22 protein-coding genes are annotated in these 22,788 nt (G+C 71.2%); 11 read left to right on the top strand and 11 right to left on the bottom strand.

What is annotated here, in order from left to right; translation table 11 throughout:
- Positions 1-15: 15 nt before the first annotated feature.
- The 6 genes from IEX89_RS01875 to IEX89_RS01850 form a co-directional block, all read right to left on the bottom strand.
- Entirely contained in the window at positions 16-1,083 is a 1,068-nt protein-coding gene (locus IEX89_RS01875) for a LacI family DNA-binding transcriptional regulator (protein WP_188908908.1), read from the bottom strand.
- Between the two features lie 20 nt (positions 1,084-1,103).
- Positions 1,104-2,831: a dipeptide ABC transporter ATP-binding protein gene (locus IEX89_RS01870; protein ID WP_188908906.1), complete on the bottom strand. Its 1,728-nt coding sequence runs from the start codon at positions 2,829-2,831 to the stop codon at positions 1,104-1,106.
- Positions 2,831-3,736 (bottom strand): ABC transporter permease, encoded by a 906-nt coding sequence (locus tag IEX89_RS01865; protein WP_188908904.1) that lies wholly within the window; start codon positions 3,734-3,736, stop codon positions 2,831-2,833. The genes IEX89_RS01870 and IEX89_RS01865 overlap by 1 nt, the downstream gene beginning before the upstream one ends.
- 1 nt (position 3,737) lies before the next feature.
- Entirely contained in the window at positions 3,738-4,712 is a 975-nt protein-coding gene (locus IEX89_RS01860) for an ABC transporter permease (protein ID WP_188908903.1), read from the bottom strand.
- A 247-nt stretch (positions 4,713-4,959) separates the two neighbouring features.
- Complete coding sequence (locus IEX89_RS01855; RefSeq protein ID WP_188908901.1) at positions 4,960-6,582, bottom strand: ABC transporter substrate-binding protein; 1,623 nt, start codon at positions 6,580-6,582, stop codon at positions 4,960-4,962.
- Positions 6,583-6,735: 153 nt separating this feature from the next.
- The gene (locus IEX89_RS01850) at positions 6,736-8,703 is read right to left on the bottom strand and encodes a polysaccharide biosynthesis protein (protein ID WP_188908898.1); all 1,968 of its coding nucleotides are present in this window, start codon (positions 8,701-8,703) and stop codon (positions 6,736-6,738) included.
- Positions 8,704-8,876: 173 nt separating this feature from the next.
- Here IEX89_RS01850 and IEX89_RS01845 point away from each other — a divergent pair, with 173 nt between their 5' ends.
- Genes IEX89_RS01845 through IEX89_RS01830 form a run of 4 tightly spaced genes read left to right on the top strand, consistent with a single transcriptional unit; the run spans position 8,877 to position 12,701 of the window.
- On the top strand, positions 8,877-9,899 hold the full coding sequence (locus IEX89_RS01845) for an MraY family glycosyltransferase (RefSeq protein ID WP_188908896.1): 1,023 nt from the start codon (positions 8,877-8,879) through the stop codon (positions 9,897-9,899).
- Positions 9,896-10,825: an NAD-dependent epimerase/dehydratase family protein gene (locus tag IEX89_RS01840; protein WP_188908894.1), complete on the top strand. Its 930-nt coding sequence runs from the start codon at positions 9,896-9,898 to the stop codon at positions 10,823-10,825. Before IEX89_RS01845 ends, IEX89_RS01840 begins: the two co-directional genes overlap by 4 nt.
- Positions 10,822-12,048, top strand: coding sequence for an O-antigen ligase family protein (locus IEX89_RS01835; RefSeq protein ID WP_188908892.1), 1,227 nt, complete (start codon positions 10,822-10,824; stop codon positions 12,046-12,048). The genes IEX89_RS01840 and IEX89_RS01835 overlap by 4 nt, the downstream gene beginning before the upstream one ends.
- A complete protein-coding gene (locus IEX89_RS01830) occupies positions 12,045-12,701 on the top strand; it encodes a hypothetical protein (protein ID WP_188908890.1) in 657 nt (218 codons plus the stop codon). Before IEX89_RS01835 ends, IEX89_RS01830 begins: the two co-directional genes overlap by 4 nt.
- A 427-nt stretch (positions 12,702-13,128) precedes the next feature.
- On the opposite strand, the gene parE is transcribed toward IEX89_RS01830, so the two are convergent.
- Entirely contained in the window at positions 13,129-15,216 is a 2,088-nt protein-coding gene (gene parE / locus IEX89_RS01825) for a DNA topoisomerase IV subunit B (protein WP_188908888.1), read from the bottom strand.
- A 214-nt stretch (positions 15,217-15,430) separates the two neighbouring features.
- On the opposite strand from parE, the gene IEX89_RS01820 reads away from it, so the two are divergent.
- Positions 15,431-15,856 (top strand): SufE family protein, encoded by a 426-nt coding sequence (locus IEX89_RS01820; protein ID WP_188908887.1) that lies wholly within the window; start codon positions 15,431-15,433, stop codon positions 15,854-15,856.
- Positions 15,857-15,907: 51 nt separating this feature from the next.
- Here IEX89_RS01820 and IEX89_RS01815 read toward each other — a convergent pair whose 3' ends face one another.
- Positions 15,908-16,357, bottom strand: coding sequence for an iron-sulfur cluster assembly scaffold protein (locus IEX89_RS01815; protein ID WP_188908885.1), 450 nt, complete (start codon positions 16,355-16,357; stop codon positions 15,908-15,910).
- Between the two features lie 177 nt (positions 16,358-16,534).
- On the opposite strand from IEX89_RS01815, the gene folE reads away from it, so the two are divergent.
- Positions 16,535-17,173 carry a GTP cyclohydrolase I FolE gene (gene folE / locus IEX89_RS01810; protein WP_188908883.1) on the top strand — a complete coding sequence of 213 codons (639 nt, stop codon included), beginning with the start codon at positions 16,535-16,537 and terminating at the stop codon, positions 17,171-17,173.
- Between the two features lie 3 nt (positions 17,174-17,176).
- Here folE and IEX89_RS01805 read toward each other — a convergent pair whose 3' ends face one another.
- Both IEX89_RS01805 and IEX89_RS01800 read right to left on the bottom strand, forming a co-directional pair.
- Positions 17,177-17,506 (bottom strand): type II toxin-antitoxin system PemK/MazF family toxin, encoded by a 330-nt coding sequence (locus IEX89_RS01805; RefSeq protein ID WP_210317549.1) that lies wholly within the window; start codon positions 17,504-17,506, stop codon positions 17,177-17,179.
- Positions 17,503-17,754, bottom strand: coding sequence for an AbrB/MazE/SpoVT family DNA-binding domain-containing protein (locus IEX89_RS01800; protein WP_188908879.1), 252 nt, complete (start codon positions 17,752-17,754; stop codon positions 17,503-17,505). The genes IEX89_RS01805 and IEX89_RS01800 overlap by 4 nt, the downstream gene beginning before the upstream one ends.
- 150 nt (positions 17,755-17,904) lie before the next feature.
- Between IEX89_RS01800 and hisI the strand changes: the two genes are divergently transcribed.
- Both hisI and IEX89_RS01790 read left to right on the top strand, forming a co-directional pair.
- Positions 17,905-18,339: a phosphoribosyl-AMP cyclohydrolase gene (gene hisI, locus IEX89_RS01795; protein ID WP_188908877.1), complete on the top strand. Its 435-nt coding sequence runs from the start codon at positions 17,905-17,907 to the stop codon at positions 18,337-18,339.
- A 153-nt stretch (positions 18,340-18,492) separates the two neighbouring features.
- Positions 18,493-19,614, top strand: a complete 1,122-nt coding sequence (locus IEX89_RS01790) for a patatin-like phospholipase family protein (protein WP_188908875.1) — start codon at positions 18,493-18,495, stop codon at positions 19,612-19,614.
- 21 nt (positions 19,615-19,635) lie between these two features.
- Here the strand turns inward: IEX89_RS01790 and IEX89_RS01785 are convergent, their stop codons facing one another.
- Positions 19,636-19,896: a hypothetical protein gene (locus IEX89_RS01785; protein ID WP_188908874.1), complete on the bottom strand. Its 261-nt coding sequence runs from the start codon at positions 19,894-19,896 to the stop codon at positions 19,636-19,638.
- A 204-nt stretch (positions 19,897-20,100) separates the two neighbouring features.
- Between IEX89_RS01785 and IEX89_RS01780 the strand changes: the two genes are divergently transcribed.
- The 3 genes from IEX89_RS01780 to IEX89_RS01770 all read left to right on the top strand — a co-directional run bounded on the left by IEX89_RS01780 (position 20,101) and on the right by IEX89_RS01770 (position 22,663).
- Entirely contained in the window at positions 20,101-20,388 is a 288-nt protein-coding gene (locus tag IEX89_RS01780; protein WP_188908872.1) for a hypothetical protein, read from the top strand.
- Between the two features lie 141 nt (positions 20,389-20,529).
- Positions 20,530-20,877 carry a DUF4212 domain-containing protein gene (locus IEX89_RS01775; RefSeq protein WP_244645049.1) on the top strand — a complete coding sequence of 116 codons (348 nt, stop codon included), beginning with the start codon at positions 20,530-20,532 and terminating at the stop codon, positions 20,875-20,877.
- A gap of 10 nt (positions 20,878-20,887) precedes the next feature.
- Entirely contained in the window at positions 20,888-22,663 is a 1,776-nt protein-coding gene (locus IEX89_RS01770; protein WP_188908870.1) for a sodium:solute symporter family protein, read from the top strand.
- Positions 22,664-22,788 lie beyond the last annotated feature (125 nt).

Here is a 22,788-nt window from a genome sequence, read left to right as displayed (position 1 = left end):
ACCGCTACGGAAGGCTCAGCCCGGCGGCGGCAGGTTCTCGCGCAGCAGGATCTCGATGCGGATCTGCTCCTGGCCGGGGTCGATGGGCATCGCGTCGATCTTGGCGCGCAGCACCCGAAGCGCGCTGCGGGCCATGTGGCCGACGTCCTGGGTGATGACGGCGTCGATCGTCCCGTCCTCGAGCGCGCCGCGCGTCGCCGGCGTCAGCTCGTGCGCGACGACGGTGAGGCGGCGCTGCGGGTCGCGCCGGCGCAGCGTCTCGATCAGCCCGCGCTGGCCGGCGCCCAGCGAATAGACCGCATCGATGCGCGGCTGCGCATCGAGGGCCGCCGAGAGCAGACGCGCCAGGCTCTCGGAATCGTCGCGACCCTCGAGCGACGGCAGCACGCGAAAGCCGGGGAAGCGCTCCAGCACCACGCGGTCGAAGCCGAGCCGGCGCTCCATGTGGTCGCGCGACATCATCGAGCCCGCGACGACGAGGACGATGGCGTCCGCGCGCCGCACGAAGCGGCCGAGCAGCATGCCGGCCGTGCGCCCGGCGGCGATGTTGTCGATGCCGACGAAGCGGTCGCGCGCCGCCTGCGGCTGGTCGGACACGAAGGCGACGACGGCGAGCCCCGCCTCGCCGAGGCGGCGGATGGCGTCGCGCACCTGCGGCGTCTCCGGCGCCATCAGCGCCACGCCGTCGAAGCCCTCCTGCGGAAGCCCGTCCAGGAGGCGGGCGTAGGCGGTCGAATCGAAGGCCGGCACGGTGAGGATCTCGGCGCGCGTGCGGTCGTGCGCGGCCACAGCGGCGGCGTGCTCGATCGCCGTGCGCAGAGCCGTCATGAAGGCCGTGCGGCTGTCCGGCAGGACGAAGGCGAGGCGGTAGGCGCGCCGGCGCGCGAGGTTCGCGGCGGCGACGTCGCGCACGTAGCCGAGCCGCTCGATCGCCTCGTTGACGCGCCGCGCCGTCTTCTCGCGCACGCCCGGGCGCGCGTTCATCACGCGATCGACCGTCGCGAGGCTGACGCCGGCTTCCCTGGCGATGTCGTTGACGGTCGGACGCGACACTTCCACCTCCCGCGGCAGGCGACTATCCATGCGCCGCTGAGGTACGTCAATCAGGACGCCTGCGCCCGGGGCCGCTTCACCGAGAGGACGGGCGTGAGCGCCAGGAGATTGCGGGAATAGGGCTCCCGCGGCCCGGCGAAGAAGGCCTCGCTCTCGCCGGTCTCGACGAGGCGCCCGTCCTTCATCACGGCGATCCGGTCGGCCATCTGGCGCACCACCGCGAGATCGTGGCTGATGAAGAGGATGGAGAGGGCGAAGCGCTCCTGCAGGTCCTTCAAAAGGTTGAGGACCTGCGCCTGGATCGAGACGTCGAGGGCGGAGGTCGGCTCGTCGCACACGAGCACGTCGGGGCGCGCCAGCAGCGCCCGCCCGATGGCGATGCGCTGGCGCTGCCCGCCGGAGAATTGATGCGGATAGCGCTCGGCCGCGTCCGTGGGCAGGCCCACGAGGGCGAGCATGGAGGAGACGAGCCGCGCGCGGGCGCCGGCGTCGGGCTCGAGCCCGTAGAGCACGAGCGGCTCGGCGAGGATCGCGCCGATGCGGCGGCGTCCGTTGAGCGACGAGAACGGGTCCTGGAACACCATCTGGATCGCCCGCCGCGAGGGGTGCTTGCGCGGGCGCGTGCGCCCCGGCGGCAGCGCCGCGCCGTCGTGGCGCATCGTGCCCGCGCTCGGCTGGACGAGGCCCATGATCGCCTTGGCGAGCGTGGACTTGCCCGATCCGCTCTCGCCGACGAGACCGAGCACCGCGCCCCGCGGCAGCGCGAGAGAGACGTCGTCCACGGCGCGGATCGGCGGCTCCTTGCGGAAGAAGGCGCGCCGGGGCCCGTCGAAGGCGACCGTGAGGTTCTCGACCGCGAGCGCCTCGGCCGCGTGCGTGCCCGCCCCCGCGGGACGCGCCTTCAGCCACGCCTCGGCGAGCGCGCCGGCATCCGCCCCCGCGCTCGCCGAAGGGGCGCGCTCCTCGTCGGCGATCAGCGGAAAGCGCGGCAGGCGCCGGTCGAGACGCGGGATCGAGGCGAGCAGGCTCTTCGTGTAAGCGGCCTGTGGGTTCCCGAGCACGTCCGCCGTCGCACCGGCCTCGACGACGCGGCCGTGGCGCAGCACGGTGACGCGGTCCGTCACCTGGGCGATGACGCCGATGTCGTGGGTGATGAGCACCATGCCGATGCCGCGCTCGTCGACGAGGCGGCGGATGAGCGCGAGCACCTGCGACTGCACGGCGACGTCGAGCGCCGTCGTCGGCTCGTCGGCGATGACGAGCTCGGGGTTCGTGCACAGAGCGAGCGCGATGACCACGCGCTGGCGCATGCCCCCGGAGAATTGATGCGGGTAGGCCTGCATCCGCCGCTCGGGATCGCGGATCCCGGTCTCGCCCAGCAGCGCCGCCGCCCGCGCCCATGCGGCCGCTCGTCCCAGGGCGGGCTCGTGGGCGAGGATCGTCTCGACGAGCTGCGCCTCGATGGTCATCAGCGGGTCGAGGCTCGTCTGCGGATCCTGGAAGATCATCGAGACGCGCTTGCCACGCGTGGCGTGACGCGCGGCGAAGGGGAGGGCTAGGAGGTCGGTCTCGCCGAGCCGGATCGCGCCGCCGGCGATGATCCCCGGCGCCGGCAGGAGCCCCGTGATCGCGGCGGCGATCGTGGACTTGCCGGCGCCGCTCTCGCCGACGAGCCCGTGGATCTCGCCCGCCGCGACGGCGAGGTCGACGTCCTCGACGGCGTTGAACGTGCCCTGGCGCCCGGGAAAGGCGACGGTGAGGCCCTGGACGGCGAGCATCAGCGCAGCCTCGGATCGAAGATCTCGCGCAGGAAGTCGCCCATGACGTTGATGGCGACGACGAGCGCGACGAGGAAGGCGGTGGGCAGCCACAGGATCCACCATTCCCCCGAGAGCAGGAATTGCATGCCGATACGGATCAGCGTGCCGAGCGAGGGCGCGTCCGCCGGAAGGCCGACGCCGAGGAAGGAGAGCGTCGCCTCGAGCAGGATCGCCGAGGCGAGATCGACGGTGGCGATGACGACGAGCGGCCCCAGCACGTTGGGCAGGATCTCGACGAAGAGGATGCGCGCCGGGTGGACGCCCATGGCGATGGCGGCCTGGACGTAGTCTTCGTTCTTCGCGCGCAGCGTCGAGGCGCGGGCGGTGCGGGCGAAATCGACCCACAGCGACAGGCCGATGGCGGCGACGAGGACGGGGATGCGCACCTCGTCGCGCGCGCCCGAGGGCAGGAGACCGCGGGCGATGCCGTCGACGAGGAGCGCGGTGAGGATCGCGGGCAGCGCGAGCTGCACGTCGGCGATGCGCATGACGAGCGCGTCGAAGCGCCCGCCGATCCACCCGGCGGCGAGGCCCAGCCCGATGCCGAGGATCGCCGCGAAGGCGAGGGCGCCGAGCCCGATGACGAGGGAGAGCCGCGCGCCGTAGAGGATCGCCGAGACCATGTCGCGGCCCTGGTCGTCGGTGCCGAGCAGGAAGCGCGTATCGCCGCCTTCGAGGAAGGCCGGCGGGCGCAGGCCGTCGACGAGGCTGAAGCTCGCGAGGTCGTAGGGGTCGCTCGGCGCGATCAGCGGCGCCAGCGCCGCGCCGGCGATCGCGAGGAGCGCGACGAGCGCGGCTGCGATCACGAGGGGACTGCGGGCCAGGAGGTGCAGCGCCTCGCTCTGGGAGAGGAATGCGCGCATGTCAGGCCGCTCCCGCCACGCGAATGCGCGGGTCTATGGCCGCATAGAGGAGATCGACGAGGAGGTTGAGCACCACGAACACGAAGCCGATCAGGACGAGGTAGACCGCCATCACGGGGATGTCGACGAAGCGGATGGATTCGAGGAAGAGCAGCCCCAGCCCCGGCCATTGGAACACGCTCTCCGTCACGACGGAGAAGGCGATCACCCCGCCGAACTGGAGCGCGACGATCGTGACCACGGGCACCAGCGTGTTGCGGAAGGCGTGGCGGTAGTGGATCGTCCCGAGCGGCAGGCCCCGCGCCATGGCGAAGCGGATGTGGTCGGTGCGCATCACGTCCATCATCTCGGCGCGCACGAGCCGGAGCGTCAGGGTGAGCTGGTAGAGCCCGAGCGTGATCGCCGGCAGGATCAGCGCGCGCCAGCCGTCGAGGGTGAGGAGGGACGTCCGCCATCCGCCGATGTCGACGGTACCCCCGCGCCCGAAGGTGGGCAGCCAGCCGAGCTTCACGCCGAAGAGGAAGATCAAGAGGATGCCGATGACGAAGGTCGGCACCGAGACGCCGATCAGCGTGCCGACGAGGAGCGCCTGCGTGCCCGGGGCGCGGGGGTGCAGCGCCGCGTAGATGCCGCCGGGTATGCCGACGACGAGCGAGATCAGCAATGCCACGAGCCCCAGCTCGAGGGTGGCCGGGACGCGCTGCGCGATCATCTCGCCCACCGGCTGGCGGGTGCGGTACGAATAGCCGAAATCCCCCGTGACGAGGTCGCCGACGAAGCGGGCGAACTGGAGCGGGATCGGATCCGTCAGCCCGAGCTCGACGCGAAGCCGCTCCATGTCCTGCGGCGCCGTCTCGACGCCCGTCATCTGCGAGACGGGATCGCCGACGAAGCGGAACAGCGCGAAGGCGAGCGCCGCCACCGCGAGCATGACGAACAGCGACTGGACGAGCCGGCGGGCGATGAAGGGGATCATGGGTTTTCTCCTTCCCTGTAGGGGAAGGTGGATCGACGGCGAAGCCGGCGAGACGGATGGGGCGCGCCGCGAGGCGCGTTCGGCGAAGCCGAAATGGACGGTCGAAGCTATCCTGACGGTTCGAGCGCGGCGCGAGCGGCAATTCGGCTTCGCCGAACGCGGCATTCGCCGCGCCCCATCCGTCACCGCGCTGCGCGCGGCGCCACCTTCCCCTACAGGGAAGGAGACGTTCCGCCCGACGCGAGCCTCAATTCACTCGCACCCAGCGCAGCATGAAGAAATTGTCCGGGCGCTGGACGAGGTCGATGTTCGCCTTCGCCGCCCAGATCAGCGGCTCGACGTAGAGGGGGACGTAGGCGACCTCCTCCTGGAGGATGGCGGCGATCTCGTCGAGCATGGCTTGGCGGGCGGCGGGGTCGAGCTCCTGCTGCACGAGGGGGAGCAACTCGTCCACGCGGGTGTTCGACCAGCCGCCGAAATTCCACGAGCCGACACGGGTCTCCTCGTTGGGCGTCGCGGCCAGGAAGCGGATCGGGTGCTCGGCGTCGAACGTGCCGGGCGACCAGCCCAGGAGGTACATGTCGAAATTGTCCGCCCGCAGTTCCTCCCAATAGTTCCGAACCGGCATCACGGTCAGCTCGGCGTCGATGCCCACCCGCGCCAGCATGGAGGCGACGGCTCGGCAGACGGCCTCGTCGTTGATGTAGCGGTCGTTGGTGCACATCAGCCCGAAGGAGAAGCCGTCGGGATGGCCGGCCTCCGCCAGCAGCGCCCGCGCCGCCGCCTCGTCGAAGCCGAGGGGTGCGTCGTTCGCCTCCGAATAGCCGCTGAGGCCCGCCGGCAGCAGCTGGGAGGCGGGCTCCGCCTTGCCGCGCATGATGATGCGATCGATCGTCTCGACGTCGATGGCGAGTGCCACCGCGCGCCGCACGCGCGGGTCGAGGAAGGGGTTCGGCGCGCCGGCGTCCGCGCCGTATTTCAGCGTCTCGCGATCGTGCCCGAAGCCGAGCATGATGACGCGCGTCTCGAGCCCTTCCAGCACGCGGAAGCCCTCGCGCCCCTCGACCTGCGCCACGTCCTGGAGCGGGATCGGCGAGATCATGTCGATCTCGCCCGAGAGCAGCGCGGCGAGGCCGGTCGCCGGGTTGCCGATGGGGGTGTAGATCGCCTCGGTGACGTTGTGCCGGGCCTCGTCCCACCAGCCGTCGAAGGGCGCGAGCCGGGTCTCGATGCCGGGATCGCGGGCGGCGAGCCGGAAGGGGCCCGTGCCGTTGGTGTTGCGGGTGGCGAAGTTCTCCGCGTCGCGGGCGGGGCGCGCGGCGTCGTTCGCCTCCGCCCAGCCACGGTCCATGATCAGGAAGTTGGCGATGGAATCGGGGAAGAGCGGGTTGGGCGCGCTCGTCACGAAATCGATGGTGCGGTCGTCGACGACGCGCACCTCCGTCACCGGCGCGAACCAGGAGCGCACGTCGCTCTCCTCGGAGGCGGCGCGCTCGTAGGAGAACAGCACGTCGTCGGCGGTGAAGGCGGAGCCGTCGTGGAAGGTGACGCCTTCGCGCAGCGTGAAGCGCCAGCCGTCCTCGCCCTCGAGCGGCGCCCACGAGGTCGCGAGCGAGGGCTCGATCGCCATCTCGGCGTCGCGGCGCACCAGGCCCTCGTAGACGTTGTTGAGGAAGGACGTCACCGGCGCCGCGTTCACCGCGTGCGGGTCCATCGTCTGCGGATCGGTGGTCGTCGCCCAGCGGAAGGTCTCGGCGGCGGCCGGGCCCGCGAGGGGGAGCGACAGGGCAAGCGACAGGGCAAGCGAAAGGGCGATGGCCGAGATCCCGCCGCGCGCGAGGCGGGCGGAGAAGGGGCGGGAGCGCGTCATGGGACCTCCGGACGAAAACACACGAGCGCGCGTGAAATGCGCGCTTTCCCCGGAGCCTGCCGCAGATCTCCCCCCGCCGCCAGCCGGAACGGTCACGCTCGCGATTTCGTGTGCGACATTCCGTACCGCCACATCGGGTACGCCCTTCGCCGCTCAGGAGCGCCCCGCCTCCAGCCGGACGATCTCCGCCGTGCGCGGCGTCGCGTGCATCTCGCGCGCGCCCTCCACCGCGCCTTCCATGCGCGACGCGACCGGGAGCGTCGGCGAGAGCGTCGCGAGCCCCGCACGCACCCCGTCGGCGTCCTCCGCGCGCGCGGCGCGCTCGATGTCGTCGAGGAGCGCACGCACCCGCGGCAGCTCGTCGAGGCGCGCGGTGGCGACGAAGACGCCGTCGGCGCCCGCGGGCACGGTGGTCTCCCCCTGCTCGAACAGCTCCTCGAACAGCTTCTCGCCCGGCCGCAGGCCGGTGACGGCGACGGAGATGTCGCGGTCGGGCCGCAGGCCGGAGAGCGCGATCATGGTGCGGGCGAGGTCGATGATCCGTACCGGCTCGCCCATGTCGAGCACGCTGATGCGCCCGCGCTGCTCGGGCCGGGCGACGCCGCTCGCCGCCGCCTGGAGCACGAGCTCGACGGCTTCCGTCACGGTCATGAAGTAGCGGCGCATGTCCTCGTGCGTCACGGTGACGGGCCCGCCCGCCTCGATCTGGCGACGGAAGAGCGGGACCACCGAGCCGGTCGAGCCCAGCACGTTGCCGAAGCGCACCGTCACGAAGCGGGTCGCGACGCCGCTGACGTCGAGCGCCTGGCAATAGGCCTCGGCCGCGCGCTTCGTCGCGCCCATGACGCTGGTCGGGCGGATCGCCTTGTCGGTGGAGATCATCACCATCGCCTCGACGTCGGTCTCGACGCAGGCATCGGCGACGTTGCGGGTGCCCGCGACGTTGGTGAGCGCGCCCTCGCAGGGGTTCGCCTCGACGAGCGGCACGTGCTTGAGGGCGGCGGCGTGGAAGACGAGGGCGGGGCGCTCCCGGCGCAGGATGGCGCGCACGCGCTCGCGATCGCGCACGTCGGCGATGATCGCGGTTCGCGGTACGCCGGGCGCGTGGCGCTGGAGCGCCTGGTCGATCTCGTAGAGCGCGTATTCGGAGCTGTCGACGAGGAGGAGACGCGCCGGGCGTCGCGCCGCGATCTGGCGGGCGAGCTCGGAGCCGATGCTGCCGCCGGCGCCGGTGACGAGGACGACCCGCTCGGCGATCATCGTGCGGATGTTCTCGAGGTCGAGCCGCACCGGCGGACGGCCGAGAAGGTCCTCCAGCGTCACCTGCGCGAGGTCGGGCTCGTCGCCGGTGAGCGGGCGCTGCACGACGCGGCGCAGCGGCAGGCCGATGCGCGCGGCCACGGCCGCCAAGCTGTGGATGCTCTCGCGCTCGGACTGGGGCGCGGCGAGGATCGCGGCGCCGAGCGTGATGCCGCCGCGGGAGAGGCGCGCGACGATGCCCTCGAACTCCGAGACGTCGCCGACGATGGGCACGCCGCGCACCTCGCGCCCGCGCTTGTTGGGCTTGTAGTCGATGATGCCGCGCACCTTGCAGCGCCGCGAGCGCTCGAGCTCGTAGGTGCGGATCACGCGGTCCGCCTCGGTGGCGCTGCCGATGATCAGCACGTCCTCGACGCCCGTGGGCGAGAGGTCGCGCGGGCGGATGCTGGCGAGGCCGCCGTCCTTCAGGGCGCGGTAGGCCAGGCGCGGCGCGCCCACCAGCACCACCATCACGAACCAGGCGATGAGCGGCGCCGTGCGCGGGAAGGCTTCGAGCCGGTTCACCAGGAAGAGCGCGATGACGAAGACGACGAGCGTCGTCGCCGTAGCGAGCACGATGGCGCGCAGGTCCGTGATGGAGGCGAAGCGCCACATGCCGCGCCCCAGGCCGAACAGCCGGAAGACGACGGCGGCGATGGCCATCGTGCCCGCCACCCACCCGATGGCGAGGCCCGTATCCGGCAGGTCGTCGAGGCCGTAGCGCGCCGCGAGCGCGATCGTCATGGCGAGGCCCGCCATCACGACGTCGTGCACGCTGGCGAGCAGGCGCTTCCAGGAGATCTCGGTCGTCCAGCGGGCCATCGTTCGTTCGGGAGCCGTGGCGGAAGGGGGCGCGTAGCATGCCGGGCGCGCCTGCGCAAATCGCCCACCGGCCGTCACGAAGGGCGCTCACGTTGCGGTGCGGGGGCCCAGCCGCTAGAAGCGTTCGGCGCGCCGCGAGGCGGGGAGCCGCGCACGAGGCCCGACGTCACCCGATGATCGTACTCATCAGCATCCTCATCGCCGCCGGGCTCTGCGCCGCCCTGATCGCGCTCCTGTTCCCCCTGATGCGCCGCTACGCATTGGCGCGCCCCAACGCCCGCTCGAGCCACCGCGTGCCGACGCCGCAGGGCGGGGGCATCGCCGTTCTCGCAGCGATGCTGATCGTATCGGCCGGCGGCCTCGCGCTCGCGGGGAGCGCCGATGCGCGCTGGGGCGCCTTCGCGGCGCTCGCCGCGGCGACGGGCGCCCTCGCGCTGATCGGCGCGCTCGACGACATCCAGCCCATGCCCGTCGCGCCCCGGCTCGCCGTCCAGGCGATCGCGGTCGCCGGCCTCGTGGCGAGCGCGGGGGCCGGCGCGCGCATCCTCGCGCCCGAGATCCCGCTCGCGGTCGAGCTGGCGCTGGCGACCCTCGCCGGGCTGTGGTTCGTCAACCTGACGAACTTCATGGACGGGCTCGACTGGCTAACCGTCGCCGCCGTCGTGCCGGCATCGGCGGTCATCGCGGGGCTCGGGCTGTGGGGCGTGGTGGGGCCGCTGGAGACCCTCGTCGCCGCGGCGCTCGCCGGCGCGCTCCTCGGATTCGCGCCCTACAACAAGCCCACGGCGCGGCTCTTCCTCGGCGACGTCGGCTCGCTGCCGATCGGCCTCTCGCTCGCGTGGCTTTTCTATGCGCTCGCCGCGCAGGGGCACGTCATCGCGGCCGTGATCCTGCCGCTCTATTCCTGCACCGACGCGACGCTGACCCTCGCGCGGCGCGCGCTGCGGCGCGAGCGCGTCCTCGAGGCGCACCGCACCCACTTCTACCAGCGCGCCACCGACAACGGCCGCAGCGCGCTCGAGGTCTCGACGACGATCCTCGTCCTGAACGTCGCGCTCGCCGGCCTCGCGCTCCTCGCCATCGTGGCCGAGAGCGGGCTCGTCGACGCGCTGGCGCTCGTCCTCGCCGCGATCCTCGTGGCGCTGACGCTCGCGCGCTTCGCCCGGCCCGCCCTGCGCATGGGAGAAGCACGATGAGCGCGCCCCTCGTCGCCCTCACGGGCACCACGGGCTTCGTCGGGCGCGCGCTCGCCGCGGACCTGCGCGCCCACGGATACCGCGTGCGCGCCCTCCTGCGCCGGCCCTCCGACGAGGCCGCGGCGGCGGACAGCGCCGTCATCGGCGATCTCGCGCGGCCCGTGAACATGGCGCGGGCGCTGGAGGACGTGGACGTCGTCGTCCATTCCGCCGGCATCGCGCATGCCATGTCGGGCCGGCCCGACGACGATTACCGTGCGATCAACACCGACGCGACGATCGCGCTGGCGCGCGCCGCGGAGCGGGCGGGGGGGCGTCGGTTCCTGTTCCTGTCCTCCGTGCGCGCCCAGACCGGGCCGAGCGCCGCGGGGATCGTCTCCGAGACCACGCCTCCGGCGCCGACGGACGCCTACGGCCGCTCCAAGCTCGCCGCCGAGGAGGGGCTCGCCGCCCTCGCCATCGACTGGGCGGCGCTGCGACCGGTCCTCGTCTACGGGCCCGGCGTCAAGGGCAACATGGCGAGTCTCCTGCGGCTCGCGCGCAGCCCCTGGCCGATCCCCGTGCCGATCCCGTCGGGCCGCCGCTCGCTGCTCGCGGTGGAGAACCTCGGCGAGGCGGTGCGCACGCTGATCACGGCGGAGGGCACGCTGCGGCAGCCCTGTCTCGTCGCCGACGACGACGCCCTCGACGTCGCCGCCATCCTGCGCGCCCTGCGCCGGGGCGCGGGGCGCGGCATGCCGAATCTTCCCGTGCCGGCGCCGCTCTTCCGTGCGCTCGCCCGCGCCGCGGGCCGCGGGGAGGTGGCCGAGCGGCTCTCGGGAGACCTCGTCGTCGACACGTCGCGCCTGAAGGCGCTGGGCTACGCGCCCGTCGTCACGACGGAGGCGGCGCTCGCCCGCCTCGCCCGCGAGGCCACGAGCGAATGAGCGCGCACGCGAAGAGCCGCTCGCACCGCCTCGCCGAGGTCGCCCTCGTCGTGGCCGCTGCGGCGCCGCTCGCGATGGTACTCTCCCGCGGCATCGCGCCCGTGCTGCTCGCCGTCGCCGCGCTCGTCCTCGCGCTCTCCTCGACGCTGGCGGGACGTGCGCCGGCGGCTCGAGCGCGTTTCGCGGCGTTCCTGCGGGCGCCCGGCGGGATGCTCGCCCTCGCGATCGCGGCGTGGATGCTCGCTTCGCTCGCGTGGACGCCCGCCTTCCTGCGCGGGGGCGAACTCGCGCTCCATGTCGTCGCGAGCGCGGTGCTCGTGGCGATCGCGCTCGCGAACCTCCTCGTGCTCGCGCCGCCCGTTCGCCTTCCCGGCGCGCCGGTCGGCGGCCTCCTCGCCGCCGCGGCGGTGCTCACGATCGTGGAGCTCACCCTCGGCTCGCCGCTCCGGGGCGCGCTCGGCGCCTCGCAGGAGGCCTTCCGGCTCAACCGGACCGCCGTCGCGCTGGCGCTCTTCCTGCCGCTCGCCGTCACGCTCCTGCTGCGCGACGGGCGCCGCGCGTGGGCGATCGCGCTCGCGCTCGTCACGGCGTCGGCGGTCTTCGTCTCCGACAGCGAATCCGCCAAGCTCGCGCTGCTCGCCGCCGGCGCGCCCTCCCTCCTGGCGCGCCTCGCGCCCCGGGCGGCCGCGCCGATCGGCGGTGGGGCGATGCTCGTCGCGCTGTTCGCCATCCCCGTCCTGGCGCCCTTCGTCAACGCCCTCGTGCCCGCGGCCCTGCACGAGGCCGTGGGCTACGGCGCCCTCGGCATACGCGGAGAGATCTGGGCGGCTTATTCGCGCCTCGTCGGCGAGAGCTGGCTCGTCGGCCACGGCATGGAGGCGGGTCACGTCGCGGCGTCGTTCCTCGCCAGAGGCGTGGGCGCGGGCGTCGATCCCGCGAGCGCGGCGCTCCTCGATTGGGGGCACCCCCACAATGTCGCGCTCCAGATCTGGTTCGAGCTCGGCCTCGTCGGCGTGATCCTGTTCGCCGGTGCGATCGTGCTCGCGATCCGGGTCGTCGCCCGGCTGTCCGGAGCGCTGCGGCCCGCCGCGCTGGCGAGCGCGACCGCGGTCTTCGCCACGTCCTACGTCAGCCACGGCGCCTGGCAGGCCTGGTGGTGGTGCCTCGTCGGGCTCCTCGTCCTGCTCTACGCCGCCGCGCGCGAGCGAGAGGCGCGACCATGAGCTGGCGAGGGCGCGCGGGCATCGTCATCTGGAACGGTGTCGTGCCGGGCGCGCAAGCGGAATTCGAGCGCTGGCACGACGAGGAGCACATCGACGAGCGCCTCGCCATCCCCGGCTTCCTCGGCGCGCGCCGCGGGCTCGCCATCGACGGGAGCGGCGAGTACCTGACGCTCTACGAGGTCGCCGACGCGGACGTCATCACGCACGGCGCATACCCGGAGCGGCTGAACGCGCCGACCGAATGGACCCGCCGCACGCTCCCGCTCTTTCGCGGCGCGGCGCGCAGCCTGTGCCGCGTGGCCGAGACGAGCGGCGGGGGGATGGGTGAGGGCGGGGGCGACCACCTCGTCGCTCTGCGCCTGCCCGACGGCGAGGCGCTCGACGCCATGACGCGCGCCGATCTTTGGGAGGAAGCCGCGCGCCTCGTCGCCGAGGGCGTCCTCCTCGGCGCGGCGCTCCTCCTGCGCGACGACGCCGCGAGCGCGAGGCGCACCGCCGAGCACGACCTGCGCGCGGAGCACCTCGCCACGCCCGCCGGCGCCCTCGTCGGCGAGGCCGATGGCGAGGACGCGGCGATCACGGCCGCGACCAGGTTGGAGATCGCGTCGCCGGGTGCTTCAGCCGGAACCTACCGCCTCCAGACCCGGCGCTGATCTCGGTAGAGACGAAGCGCGACTTGCGCTCCCTTCTCCCTCGTACGGAGGGATCGGGAGTGTGTGGCGGGAAAGGTGACTTCGGCGCTGATGCAGGCGGGGCGTGCGGGGCCGGCTCGCGAGCTTTTCACCCATCGCCCCTCACCCCCTGCCCCTCCCCACGAGGAGGAGGGGAGTGCGTCGAGCGTGTCGCAGGCGACAGCGGCACGCGGTTCGGCGCCGATCGGTGCGCGTCCGGAACCGCCGCGGGTCTCCCCTCTCCCTCGTGGAGAGGGGTCGGGGGTGTGGGGCGTTCAGGATGGGGCGGGCGGTCGATGCCACCCTGCGCCGCGCGGGGTGGTCGGTTCCGAAGCCGATCGCCTCGCCCGACGACCCACGCCCCTCTCCGCAAGGGAGAGGGGAACACCCGCAGCACCGACGGCAGCGCTCAGATGTCGAGGTCGATCGTCTCGGCGAAGGCGGCGCGTTCGGAGATGAAGGCGAAGCGGGCCTCGGGCTTGTTGCCCATCAGGCGCTCGATCGCGTCCGACGTCGCCTCGCGGTCGTCGGCGACGATGGCGACGCGCAGGAGCCGGCGCTTGGCCGGATGCATCGTCGTCTCCTTGAGCTGGGCGGGCATCATCTCGCCCAGCCCCTTGAAGCGGCTGACCTCGACCTTGGCGTTCGCCTTGAATTCGCTCTTCGTCAGCCGCTCGCGCTCGGCCTCGTCGGCGGCGTAGACCGACTTCGCGCCGTGGGTGAGCTTGTAGAGCGGCGGGACGGCCAGGTAGAGGTGGCCGTTGTCCACGAGCCGCGGCATCTGGCGGTAGAAGAAGGTGATCAAGAGCGAGGCGATGTGGGCGCCGTCGACGTCGGCGTCCGTCATGATGATGACCTTCTCGTAGCGCAGGTCGTCGTCGCGATAGTTCGCGCCCGTGCCGCAGCCCAGCGCCTGGACGAGGTCGGCGAGCTGCTGGTTCGCCGCGAGCTTGTCGCGACCCGCCGAGGCGACGTTGAGGATCTTGCCGCGCAGCGGCAGCACCGCCTGCGTCTGGCGATCGCGCGCCTGCTTGGCCGAGCCGCCGGCGGAATCGCCCTCGACGATGAACAGCTCCGAGCCGGCCGCACCCGCATTCGAGCAATCGGCGAGCTTGCCGGGGAGGCGCAGCTTGCGCGTCGCGGACTTGCGGGCGACCTCCTTCTCCTGGCGCCGCCGCAGCCGCTCCTCGGCGCGGTCGATCACCCAGTCGAGCAGCTTCGCGGCCTGGGCCGGGGAGGCGGCGAGCCAGTGGTCGAAGGCGTCGCGCACCGCGCTCTCGACGATGCGCGAGGCCTCGAGCGTGGCGAGCTTGTCCTTGGTCTGGCCTTGGAACTCGGGCTCGCGGATGAAGACCGAGAGCATGGAGGCGCAGGTCACCATCACGTCGTCGGCGGTCACCGCGCTCATGCGCTTCGATTGGTTCACGCGTTCGGCATGATCGCGAAGCCCGCGCAGGAGCGCGATGCGCAAGCCGGATTCGTGGGTGCCGCCCTCGGGCGTGGGGATCGTGTTGCAATAGGACGAGGAGAACCCGTCCTCGCCGTTGGCGAGCCAAGCCACCGCCCATTCGAGCGAGCCGTGCCCGCCGGGCTTCGTGATCTTGCCGGCGAAGAGCTGGTCGGCCACGAGGTCCTTGCCCTCGATCTCGGCGGAAAGATAATCGCTCAAGCCGTTGGGAAACTTGAAGATCGCTTCCTGCGTGAAGCCTTCGCCCGGCACCACGAGGGACGGGTCGCAGCTCCAGCGGATCTCGACGCCGCCGAAGAGGTAGGATTTCGAGCGCGCCATCTTGAACAGGCGCAAGGGGGCGAACTTGGCGTGCTCGCCGAAGATCTGCGGATCGGGCTTGAAGCGCACCTTCGTGCCGCGGCGATTGTGCACGCGCCCGACGGTCTCGAGCGGCCCCAGCGGCTGGCCGCGGGAATAGCTCTGGCGATAGAGCGTCTGCCCGCGCGCGACCTCCACCTCGAGGAGCTCGGAGAGCGCGTTCACGACGGAGACGCCGACGCCGTGAAGGCCGCCGGAGGTCTCGTAGACCTTCGAATCGAACTTGCCGCCGGCATGCAGCGTCGTGAGGATCACCTCGAGCGCGGACTTGCCCGGGAACTTGGGGTGCGGGTCGATCGGGATGCCGCGGCCGTTGTCGGTGACGGTGATGAAGCCGTCGGCGCCGAGCTCCACCTCGATGAAGCTCGCGTGGCCGGCCACGGCCTCGTCCATGGAATTGTCGATGACTTCGGCGAAGAGGTGGTGGAGCGCCTTCTCGTCAGTGCCGCCGATATACATGCCGGGGCGACGGCGCACGGGCTCGAGCCCCTCCAGCACCTCGATGGCGGAGGCGTCGTAGCCGGCTTCGCCCGGCGCGCCGGCCGGCTGGCTCGCGGGCTTCTCGGCCTGCCTCTCGGCCGCTCGTGCGCCGCGCTTCGCCGCGGGTGCGCCCTGCGCGTCGATCTTGCGCGCCGCGCCGCCCTCGAAGAGATCGCCACCGTCCGCCATGAAGCCGCCCGTCTCCGCCGCTCGGTCGTCGAATGTGTCGGCACGCGCACGGCGCACCACAGGCCTCTATACGAGAACAAAAGACAAACTGCAAAACCGAACCGGCATCCGCGTCGCGCTCCTTCGAGTTCTCCACAGCTCGCGCCGTCGCAGCATGCCGCCGACGGTGCGCGGAGGGCTTGCCTCGCGCGCTCGGGAGCCCGATGTAGGGCGCATGCTGCCGACATTCGACGAGATCGTCGCGAACCTCGAGTTCCTCGACGACTGGGAAGAACGCTATCGCTACGTGATCGAGCTGGGGCGCCTGATGCCCGAGCTGCCCGAGGACGCCCATTCGGAGGCGAACCGGGTGCACGGCTGCGCGAGCCAGGTCTGGCTCGAGACGCGGCTCGAAGGACAAGGCGGCGACCCGGTCCTCGCCTTCCGCGGCGATTCGGACGCGCACATCGTGCGCGGCCTCGTGGCGCTCCTCGTCGCGCTCTATTCGGGCAAGCCGGCCTCGGAGATCTCGAGCACCGACGCGGTGGCGATCTTCGACCGCCTGGGCCTGCGCGAGCACCTCACCCCCCAGCGCTCCAACGGCGTGCGCGCCATGGTCGAGCGCATCCAGCGCGACGCGAAGGCCGCCCGGGCGGGGTGAGCGTTCTCGTCGTCCCGGATCGGATCCACCCTCCGGGATGACATCACGCAATCACGCCACCTTCGCGCCCGCGCTCTTGCCCTCGATGGCGTCGAGCGCCTGGACCACCGCGTCGAAGGTGAGAAGCGTCGAGGCGTGGCGGGCCTTGAAATCGCGCACCGGCTCGAGCACCGCGCAATCCGCCCATTCGCCCTGCGGCGGCGGGCCGTTCTCCTGGAGCATCCGGCGCATCGTCTCGCGGAGGCTCCGCAGCTCGTCCGGCGTGGCGCCGATCACGTGGCGCGCCATGATGGAGGAGGCGGCCTGCCCGAGCGCGCAGGCCTTCACCTCGTGGGCGAAGCCCGCCACCGTCCCGTCCGCCAGCGAGAGGTCGACCGTCACCGTGGAGCCGCACAGCTTGGAGCGCACGGTGGCGCTCGCCTGCGCATCCGGGAGGCGGCCCAGGCGCGGGATGTCCGCCGCGAGCTCGAGGATGCGCTTGTTGTAGATGTCGTCCAGCATGCCGAGAAACCCGTGGAGCCGCTCGCAATCGCGTCGAAGCTCCCAATATAGGGCGTTCTGACCCGGGACGCGAGCGGGCGCGGCGCAGGCGAGCCCCTGCGGCCATGCGCCGCGAAGCGCATCCGGGACGGCGGCCGGCGCGTAAGCAGGGCCGTATCCAACAGCGGGAGGCACCACATGGATGCCGTGGTTAAGGCCTTGTCCGCGCGTGTCGACGCGCACGACGCCGGCGAGAAGATCGTTCACCGACCCACCCGTGAAGAGGCGGAGGCTGCCGTTCGCACGCTGATCGCCTATGCCGGGGACGACCCCGACCGCGAGGGGCTCGTCGAGACGCCCAAGCGCGTGGCCAAGGCCTATCGCGAGCTCTTCGGCGGCTACGAGGAGGATGCGGGCACGGTGCTCGCCAAGGTCTTCGAGGACGTCGAAGGCTACGGCGACATGGTGCTCGTGCGCGACATCCCGTTCCATTCGCATTGCGAGCACCACATGGTGCCGTTCCACGGCTCGGCGCACATCGCCTACTTCCCGTCGAAGGGCGTGGTCGGCCTCTCGAAGCTCGCCCGCGTGGTGGACGTCTTCGCCCGGCGCCTGCAGACGCAGGAGACCATGACCCAGCAGATCGCCGACGCCGTCGAGGACGCGCTCCAGCCCCGCGGCATCGCGGTCCTCATCGAGGCCGAGCACATGTGCATGTCCATGCGCGGCGTGCGCAAGTCCGGCTCGTCCACCGTGACGACCGTGTTCACCGGCATCTTCCGCGAGGAGCCTGCCGAGCAGGCGCGCTTCTTCACGCAGGTGCGGCTGGGGAAGTGAGCGCTACTCGTACAGGAACATCTCGACGAGGAGGTCCGCGACCGACTTGGCGCGGGCCTCCGGCAGCCGTCCGAGCCGCGTCACGAGGCGTGACTTGTCGACGGTGCGGATCTGGTCCAGGACGACCTGCCCTTCCTTGCCTTGGAACACGACGTTGACGCGAAAGGGATAGTCCCGGTGCCCGGATGTCATCGGCGCGACGATCACCGTTCGGATATGTCGGTTCAAATCGTCGGGAGAGATGATCAGGCAGGGGCGCGTCTTCCTGATCTCGGATCCGACCGTAGGGTCGAGCTGAACGAGGTAGACGTCGAACCGGCGGAACGACGTCACCACTCCCACTCCTCGTCGTCCCAGCTCGTCGCAGGCATGTCGTCGAGCAAGGTTGCGTCGTCTCCGGCTGCGGCCATCCGCGCGCACGCCTCGTCCCAGCCGTCCCGAACCTTGCGCACGGGCTGAAGCACGACCTTGTCGCCCTCGACACGCATCTCGATCTGGTCGCCGAATCCACACTGCTTGATGACGGAGGCGGGCAGGCGAATGCCCTTCGAGTTCCCGATGGCGACGAGGTTGACCTTCATGGCGAGCATCTCCAATGTGCTTACAAAGTACTAACGTCCGCGGAGCCCGTCAACGGCGACCGCGCGCTTGACGGGCTCGTTCTCGGCGAGGCACCTGTGCGCAAGACCGCCGGATACCGGCTGGAATTACTCCGCGATCGGACGAACCCCATGACCCAAGCGACCTTCCCCGCCGCTCCCGACAAGCACGCGCTCGAGGAGGGCACGTGGCTCGCGCCTCGGTTCGGATCGGACGGTCTCGTCACCGCGATCGCGGTGGATGCCGATACGGGCGAGATCCTGATGCTCGCGCACATGAACGCCGAGGCGCTGGCGCGCACGCTCGAGACCGGCGAGGCGTGGTACTGGTCGCGCTCGCGTGGCGCGCTCTGGCACAAGGGCGCGACCTCGGGCCAGGTCCAGACGCTCGTGGAGATGCGGGTCGATTGCGACCAGGACGCGCTTCTCCTTCGCGTGCGCGTGGGTGGCGACGGCGGCTGCTGCCACACCGGGCGGCGCTCGTGCTTCTACCGGCGGGTCGTGTCCGGACCGGAAGGCCCGGTGCTCGAGCCGGTGCATTCCGCACATGAAAACCGAGCCGTCTAAGCTACGCTTTTTTCGGGATGGCGCGCATCGTTCCACGCCCCAGATGCGTTGTTCAGGTCTCCTTCACGAAGCGAGGGAGAGGATGACTTTCGGTCTGGAGTGGGCGTCATGTTTCTCGGCGATCTGGCGAGGCGGGCTCTGGGAGGGGGTGCGATGAGCGGGCCTTCGCTCGGCATCGACACGGGTTCGATCGCCGCTGCCGGTTCGTCTCCCTCTTCGATCGCGCAGGCGCCCGGCCAAGCGTCGCTGCAAGCGCCCTCGCGTCGAGACGCGTCGCCGCCGACGGGATCGGCCGCGACGCAGAAGCCCGCTCGCTCGCGCAATCGCCTGAAGATCGGCATCGCGCTCGGCGGCGGCGCTGCGCGCGGTTGGTCGCATATCGGCGTCCTGCGCGTCCTCGCCGAGGCCGGCATCGAGCCCGACGTGATCGCGGGCTCCTCCATCGGCGCCGTGGTCGGCGGCTGCTACGCGGCGGGCAAGCTCGACGATCTCGAGCGCTTCGCGCGCGACCTGACCAAGCGCCGGGTGCTCGGCCTCCTCGACTTCCACATCGGCGCCTCGGGCCTGATCGCGGGTCAGCGGCTCAAGAAGCTATTGGACGTCGATCTCGGCGGCCTGCGCATCGAGGACCTGCCGAAGACCTTCGCGGCCATCGCCACCGAGCTCGGCACCGGCCACGAGGTCTGGCTGACCAAGGGCAATCTCGTCCAGGCGGTGAACGCCTCCTACGCGCTGCCGGGAATCATCGATCCCGTGCGCGTCCGGGGGCGCCTGCTCATGGACGGCGCGCTGATCAATCCCGTGCCGGTGACGACGGCACGCGCGATGGGTGCCGATCTCGTCGTATGCGTCAACCTCAACGGCGATTTGAAGCTGCGCGGCACGACGATCCAGTCCCTCCACGGCGACGACATCGACGAGGAGGAGGACGAGCTCGTCGAGGCGGTGATCGAGGAGCCGCGGCGCTGGGGCCTGTTCGGTCCCGTGCGCGGCGCCGCCGACCGGGTGCGCAACCGCCCGCCACGCCCGCGCATCGGCCCCGGCGTCGCGAGCGTGATGATCGACGCCTTCAACATCACGCAGGACCGCATCTCGCGCTCGCGCCTCGCGGGCGATCCGCCGGACCTGATGATCTCGCCCAAGCTCGGCGCGGTCGGCCTGTTCGAGTTCCACCGGGCCGGCGAGATCATCGATCTGGGCGAGCAGGCGGCGCGGCGGGTGCTGCCGGATCTCGTCGAGCTGCTGAAGGAAGCCGAGCGCCAGCTCGTGCCGTGAGCGCGCCGGAACGAACGCGCCTCACGTCCGCGGGCAGGGCTCGCCCGTGGGCCGCCAGCTCATGACGTTCACGACGATCGTGCATTCGGCCATCTCGCCGCGCAGGCAGGTGCGCTCGCCCGGCTCGAAGGCGCGGGCGAAGGCGCGGCACATGCAGAAATGCGGGCCGAGCTCGTAGAGACCCGCGGGTGGGGGTGTGCGGCGCGGCTCCTGCGCCAAGGCGCTCGGCGCTACGAGGGGCAGGAACGCGGCGACGGCGAGGAGACGGACGAGGCGTGTCATGGACGCGGCTCCCGATGTCGGGGGAGCACCCATGGTCCCGCCGTGCACGGCGCTGGTCAAGCGGGTGTCCGCGCGACGATTCGGAGCCATGGGCGCGAATCACCAGAACGTGGATCGAGCGGCCGCGATCGGCTGGGCAAGGCAACTACGTCTTCGAGAAGCACGGCTGCGTGGTAGCATTCGTGTCCACGCTCGGGGGATGCGATGAACGCGCGGATGCACATCGCCGGGGAGCCGCCGTCGGCCGGGCAGGTCTTCAACCTGTTCCGTCGCCTCGGGTCCGATCTCGTCTGCGCCGTGCCGCTCGATCGGCCGGTGCCGCTCTTCCTGGATGGACGCTGGGAGCACGTCTGCGAGGCGGATGCCGCGACGCGGCTCGCCGGCTTCGGCTACCGCAGCGCGTGCACGCGGGCCGGCCGGCACGGCTTCGCGCTGTTCCGCACGCGATGCGAGCCTTTACTTGGCCGCCCCGAGGCCGTCGCCGGCCTCTAGAACCGACGGTCTAAAGCCACGTCTTAGCCGAACGTCTCGGTTACCGATCCCGAAAACTCGGTCATACAGTGTGCCACGCTCGGATCCGCGCATGCGGACGCGGGCAGCCGCGCGGCGCCCTCGGAAGGTGCGAAGCGGGACATGACCGGCGAGACAACGCCGGCGACCGGCTCCGGTTCCCGGGGTCGCGCGGTGGGGGATACGACAAGCCACGAGGTGGGCGCCGTCATGATGAGCCAAAACGACCGAGACCAAAAATACTGGAAAGCGAATCTGAACCTCGTCCGCAACTGCCTGATCGTCTGGGCCGTCGTGGCGTTCGGATTCTCGATCATCTTCCGCCCGCTCCTGTCCGGCATCTCCATCGGGGGAACGGACCTGGGCTTCTGGTTCGCGCAGCAGGGTTCGATCATCGTCTTCCTGGCGCTGATCTTCTTCTACGCGTGGCGCATGAACAAGCTCGACCGCGATTTCGGCGTCGAGGAGTGAGGCGGGGACGATGGAAACGCAAACCCTGATCTATCTCGTCGTCGGCGCGACCTTCGCGCTCTACGTCGGCATCGCCATCTGGGCCCGCGCGGGCTCGACGGGCGAGTTCTACGCCGCCGGCCGCGGCGTGCACCCGGTCACCAACGGCATGGCGACGGCCGCCGACTGGATGTCGGCCGCCTCGTTCATCTCGATGGCGGGCCTCATCGCCTTCACCGGCTACGGCAACTCGTCCTTCCTCATGGGCTGGACGGGCGGCTACGTGCTGCTGGCCATGCTGCTGGCGCCCTACCTGCGCAAGTTCGGCAAGTACACGGTTCCCGAGTTCATCGGCGACCGCTTCTACTCGCAGACCGCGCGCCTCGTCGCCGTCGTGTGCCTGATCATCATCTCGGTGACCTACGTCATCGGCCAGATGACCGGCGTCGGCGTGACCTTCGCCCGCTTCCTGCAGGTGTCGACCGAGACGGGCCTCTACATCGGCTCGGCGGTGGTGTTCGTCTACGCGGTTCTCGGCGGCATGAAGGGCATCACCTACACGCAGGTGGCGCAGTACGTCGTGCTGATCACCGCCTACACGATCCCGGCGATCTTCATCTCGCTCAACCTGACGGGCAACCCGGTGCCTCCGCTCGGCCTCTTCTCCGAGCACACGGCCTCCGGCGTGCCGCTGCTGCAGCGCCTCGACCAGGTCATCACCGATCTGGGCTTCGCGCAGTACACGACGCTGAACACCTCCATGTTCAACATGGTGCTGTTCACGCTCGCGCTGATGATCGGCACCGCGGGCCTGCCGCACGTCATCATCCGCTTCTTCACCGTGCCGAAGGTGGCCGACGCCCGCTGGTCCGCCGGCTGGGCGCTCGTCTTCATCGCGATCCTGTACTTCACCGCTCCGTCGGTGGGTGCGATGGCGCGCCTCAACATCGTCGACACGATCCAGATCGGCGAGGTCGGCTCGCCCGAGGGCAACCTCGCCTACGAGAACCGTCCGGACTGGTTCCAGACCTGGGAGACGACCGGCCTCCTGCGGTTCGAGGACAAGAACAACGACGGCCGCATCCAGTACTACAACGAGGGCAACGCCGCCTTCGCCGCGCAGGCGCAGGAATGGGGCTGGGCCGGCAACGAGCTGACCGTCAACCCGGACATCCTCGTTCTCGCCAACCCGGAGATCGCCAACCTGCCCGGCTGGGTCATCGCCCTCGTCGCGGCGGGCGGCCTCGCGGCCGCGCTCTCCACGGCGGCGGGTCTTCTGCTCGCGATCTCGTCGGCGATCTCGCACGACCTGCTCAAGAGTGCGGTGATGCCGACGATCTCGGAGAAGGGCGAGCTGCTCGCGGCCCGAATCTCCATGGCCGGCGCGATCGTGCTCGCGACCTGGCTGGGCTTGAACCCGCCGGGCTTCGCGGCACAGACCGTGGCGCTGGCCTTCGGCCTCGCCGCGTCCTCGATCTTCCCCGTGCTGATGATGGGCATCTTCTCCAAGCGCATCAACAACATGGGCGCGATCGCGGGCATGCTGACCGGCATCCTGTCGACCTGCCTGTACATCTTCACGTACCTCGGCTGGTTCTTCATCCCGGGCACCAACATGATCGCCAACACCCCGGACAACTGGCTGTTCGGCATCGCCCCGGCCTCGTTCGGCGTGGTCGGCGCGGCGCTCAATTTCGCGGTCGCCTTCGCGGTGTCGCGTGCCACGGCCGCTCCGCCCAAGGAGATCCAGGAGCTCGTCGAGAGCGTCCGTATCCCCCGCGGCGCCGGCGGCGCGGTGGCGCACTGAGCGATCCCCTACGCGTCGCACCCGACTGGACATCGATCGGGTGCGACGTCGACACTCACGCGGAGCCCGCACGCGGGCTCCGCACGCGCTTCGGGGACAGCCCCGCGATGCGCATCCTCAGGAAG

Source organism: Salinarimonas ramus (genome assembly GCF_014645695.1).
GTDB classification, from domain to species: domain Bacteria; phylum Pseudomonadota; class Alphaproteobacteria; order Rhizobiales; family Beijerinckiaceae; genus Salinarimonas; species Salinarimonas ramus.
This window is presented reverse-complemented; position numbering and strand designations above follow the sequence as displayed.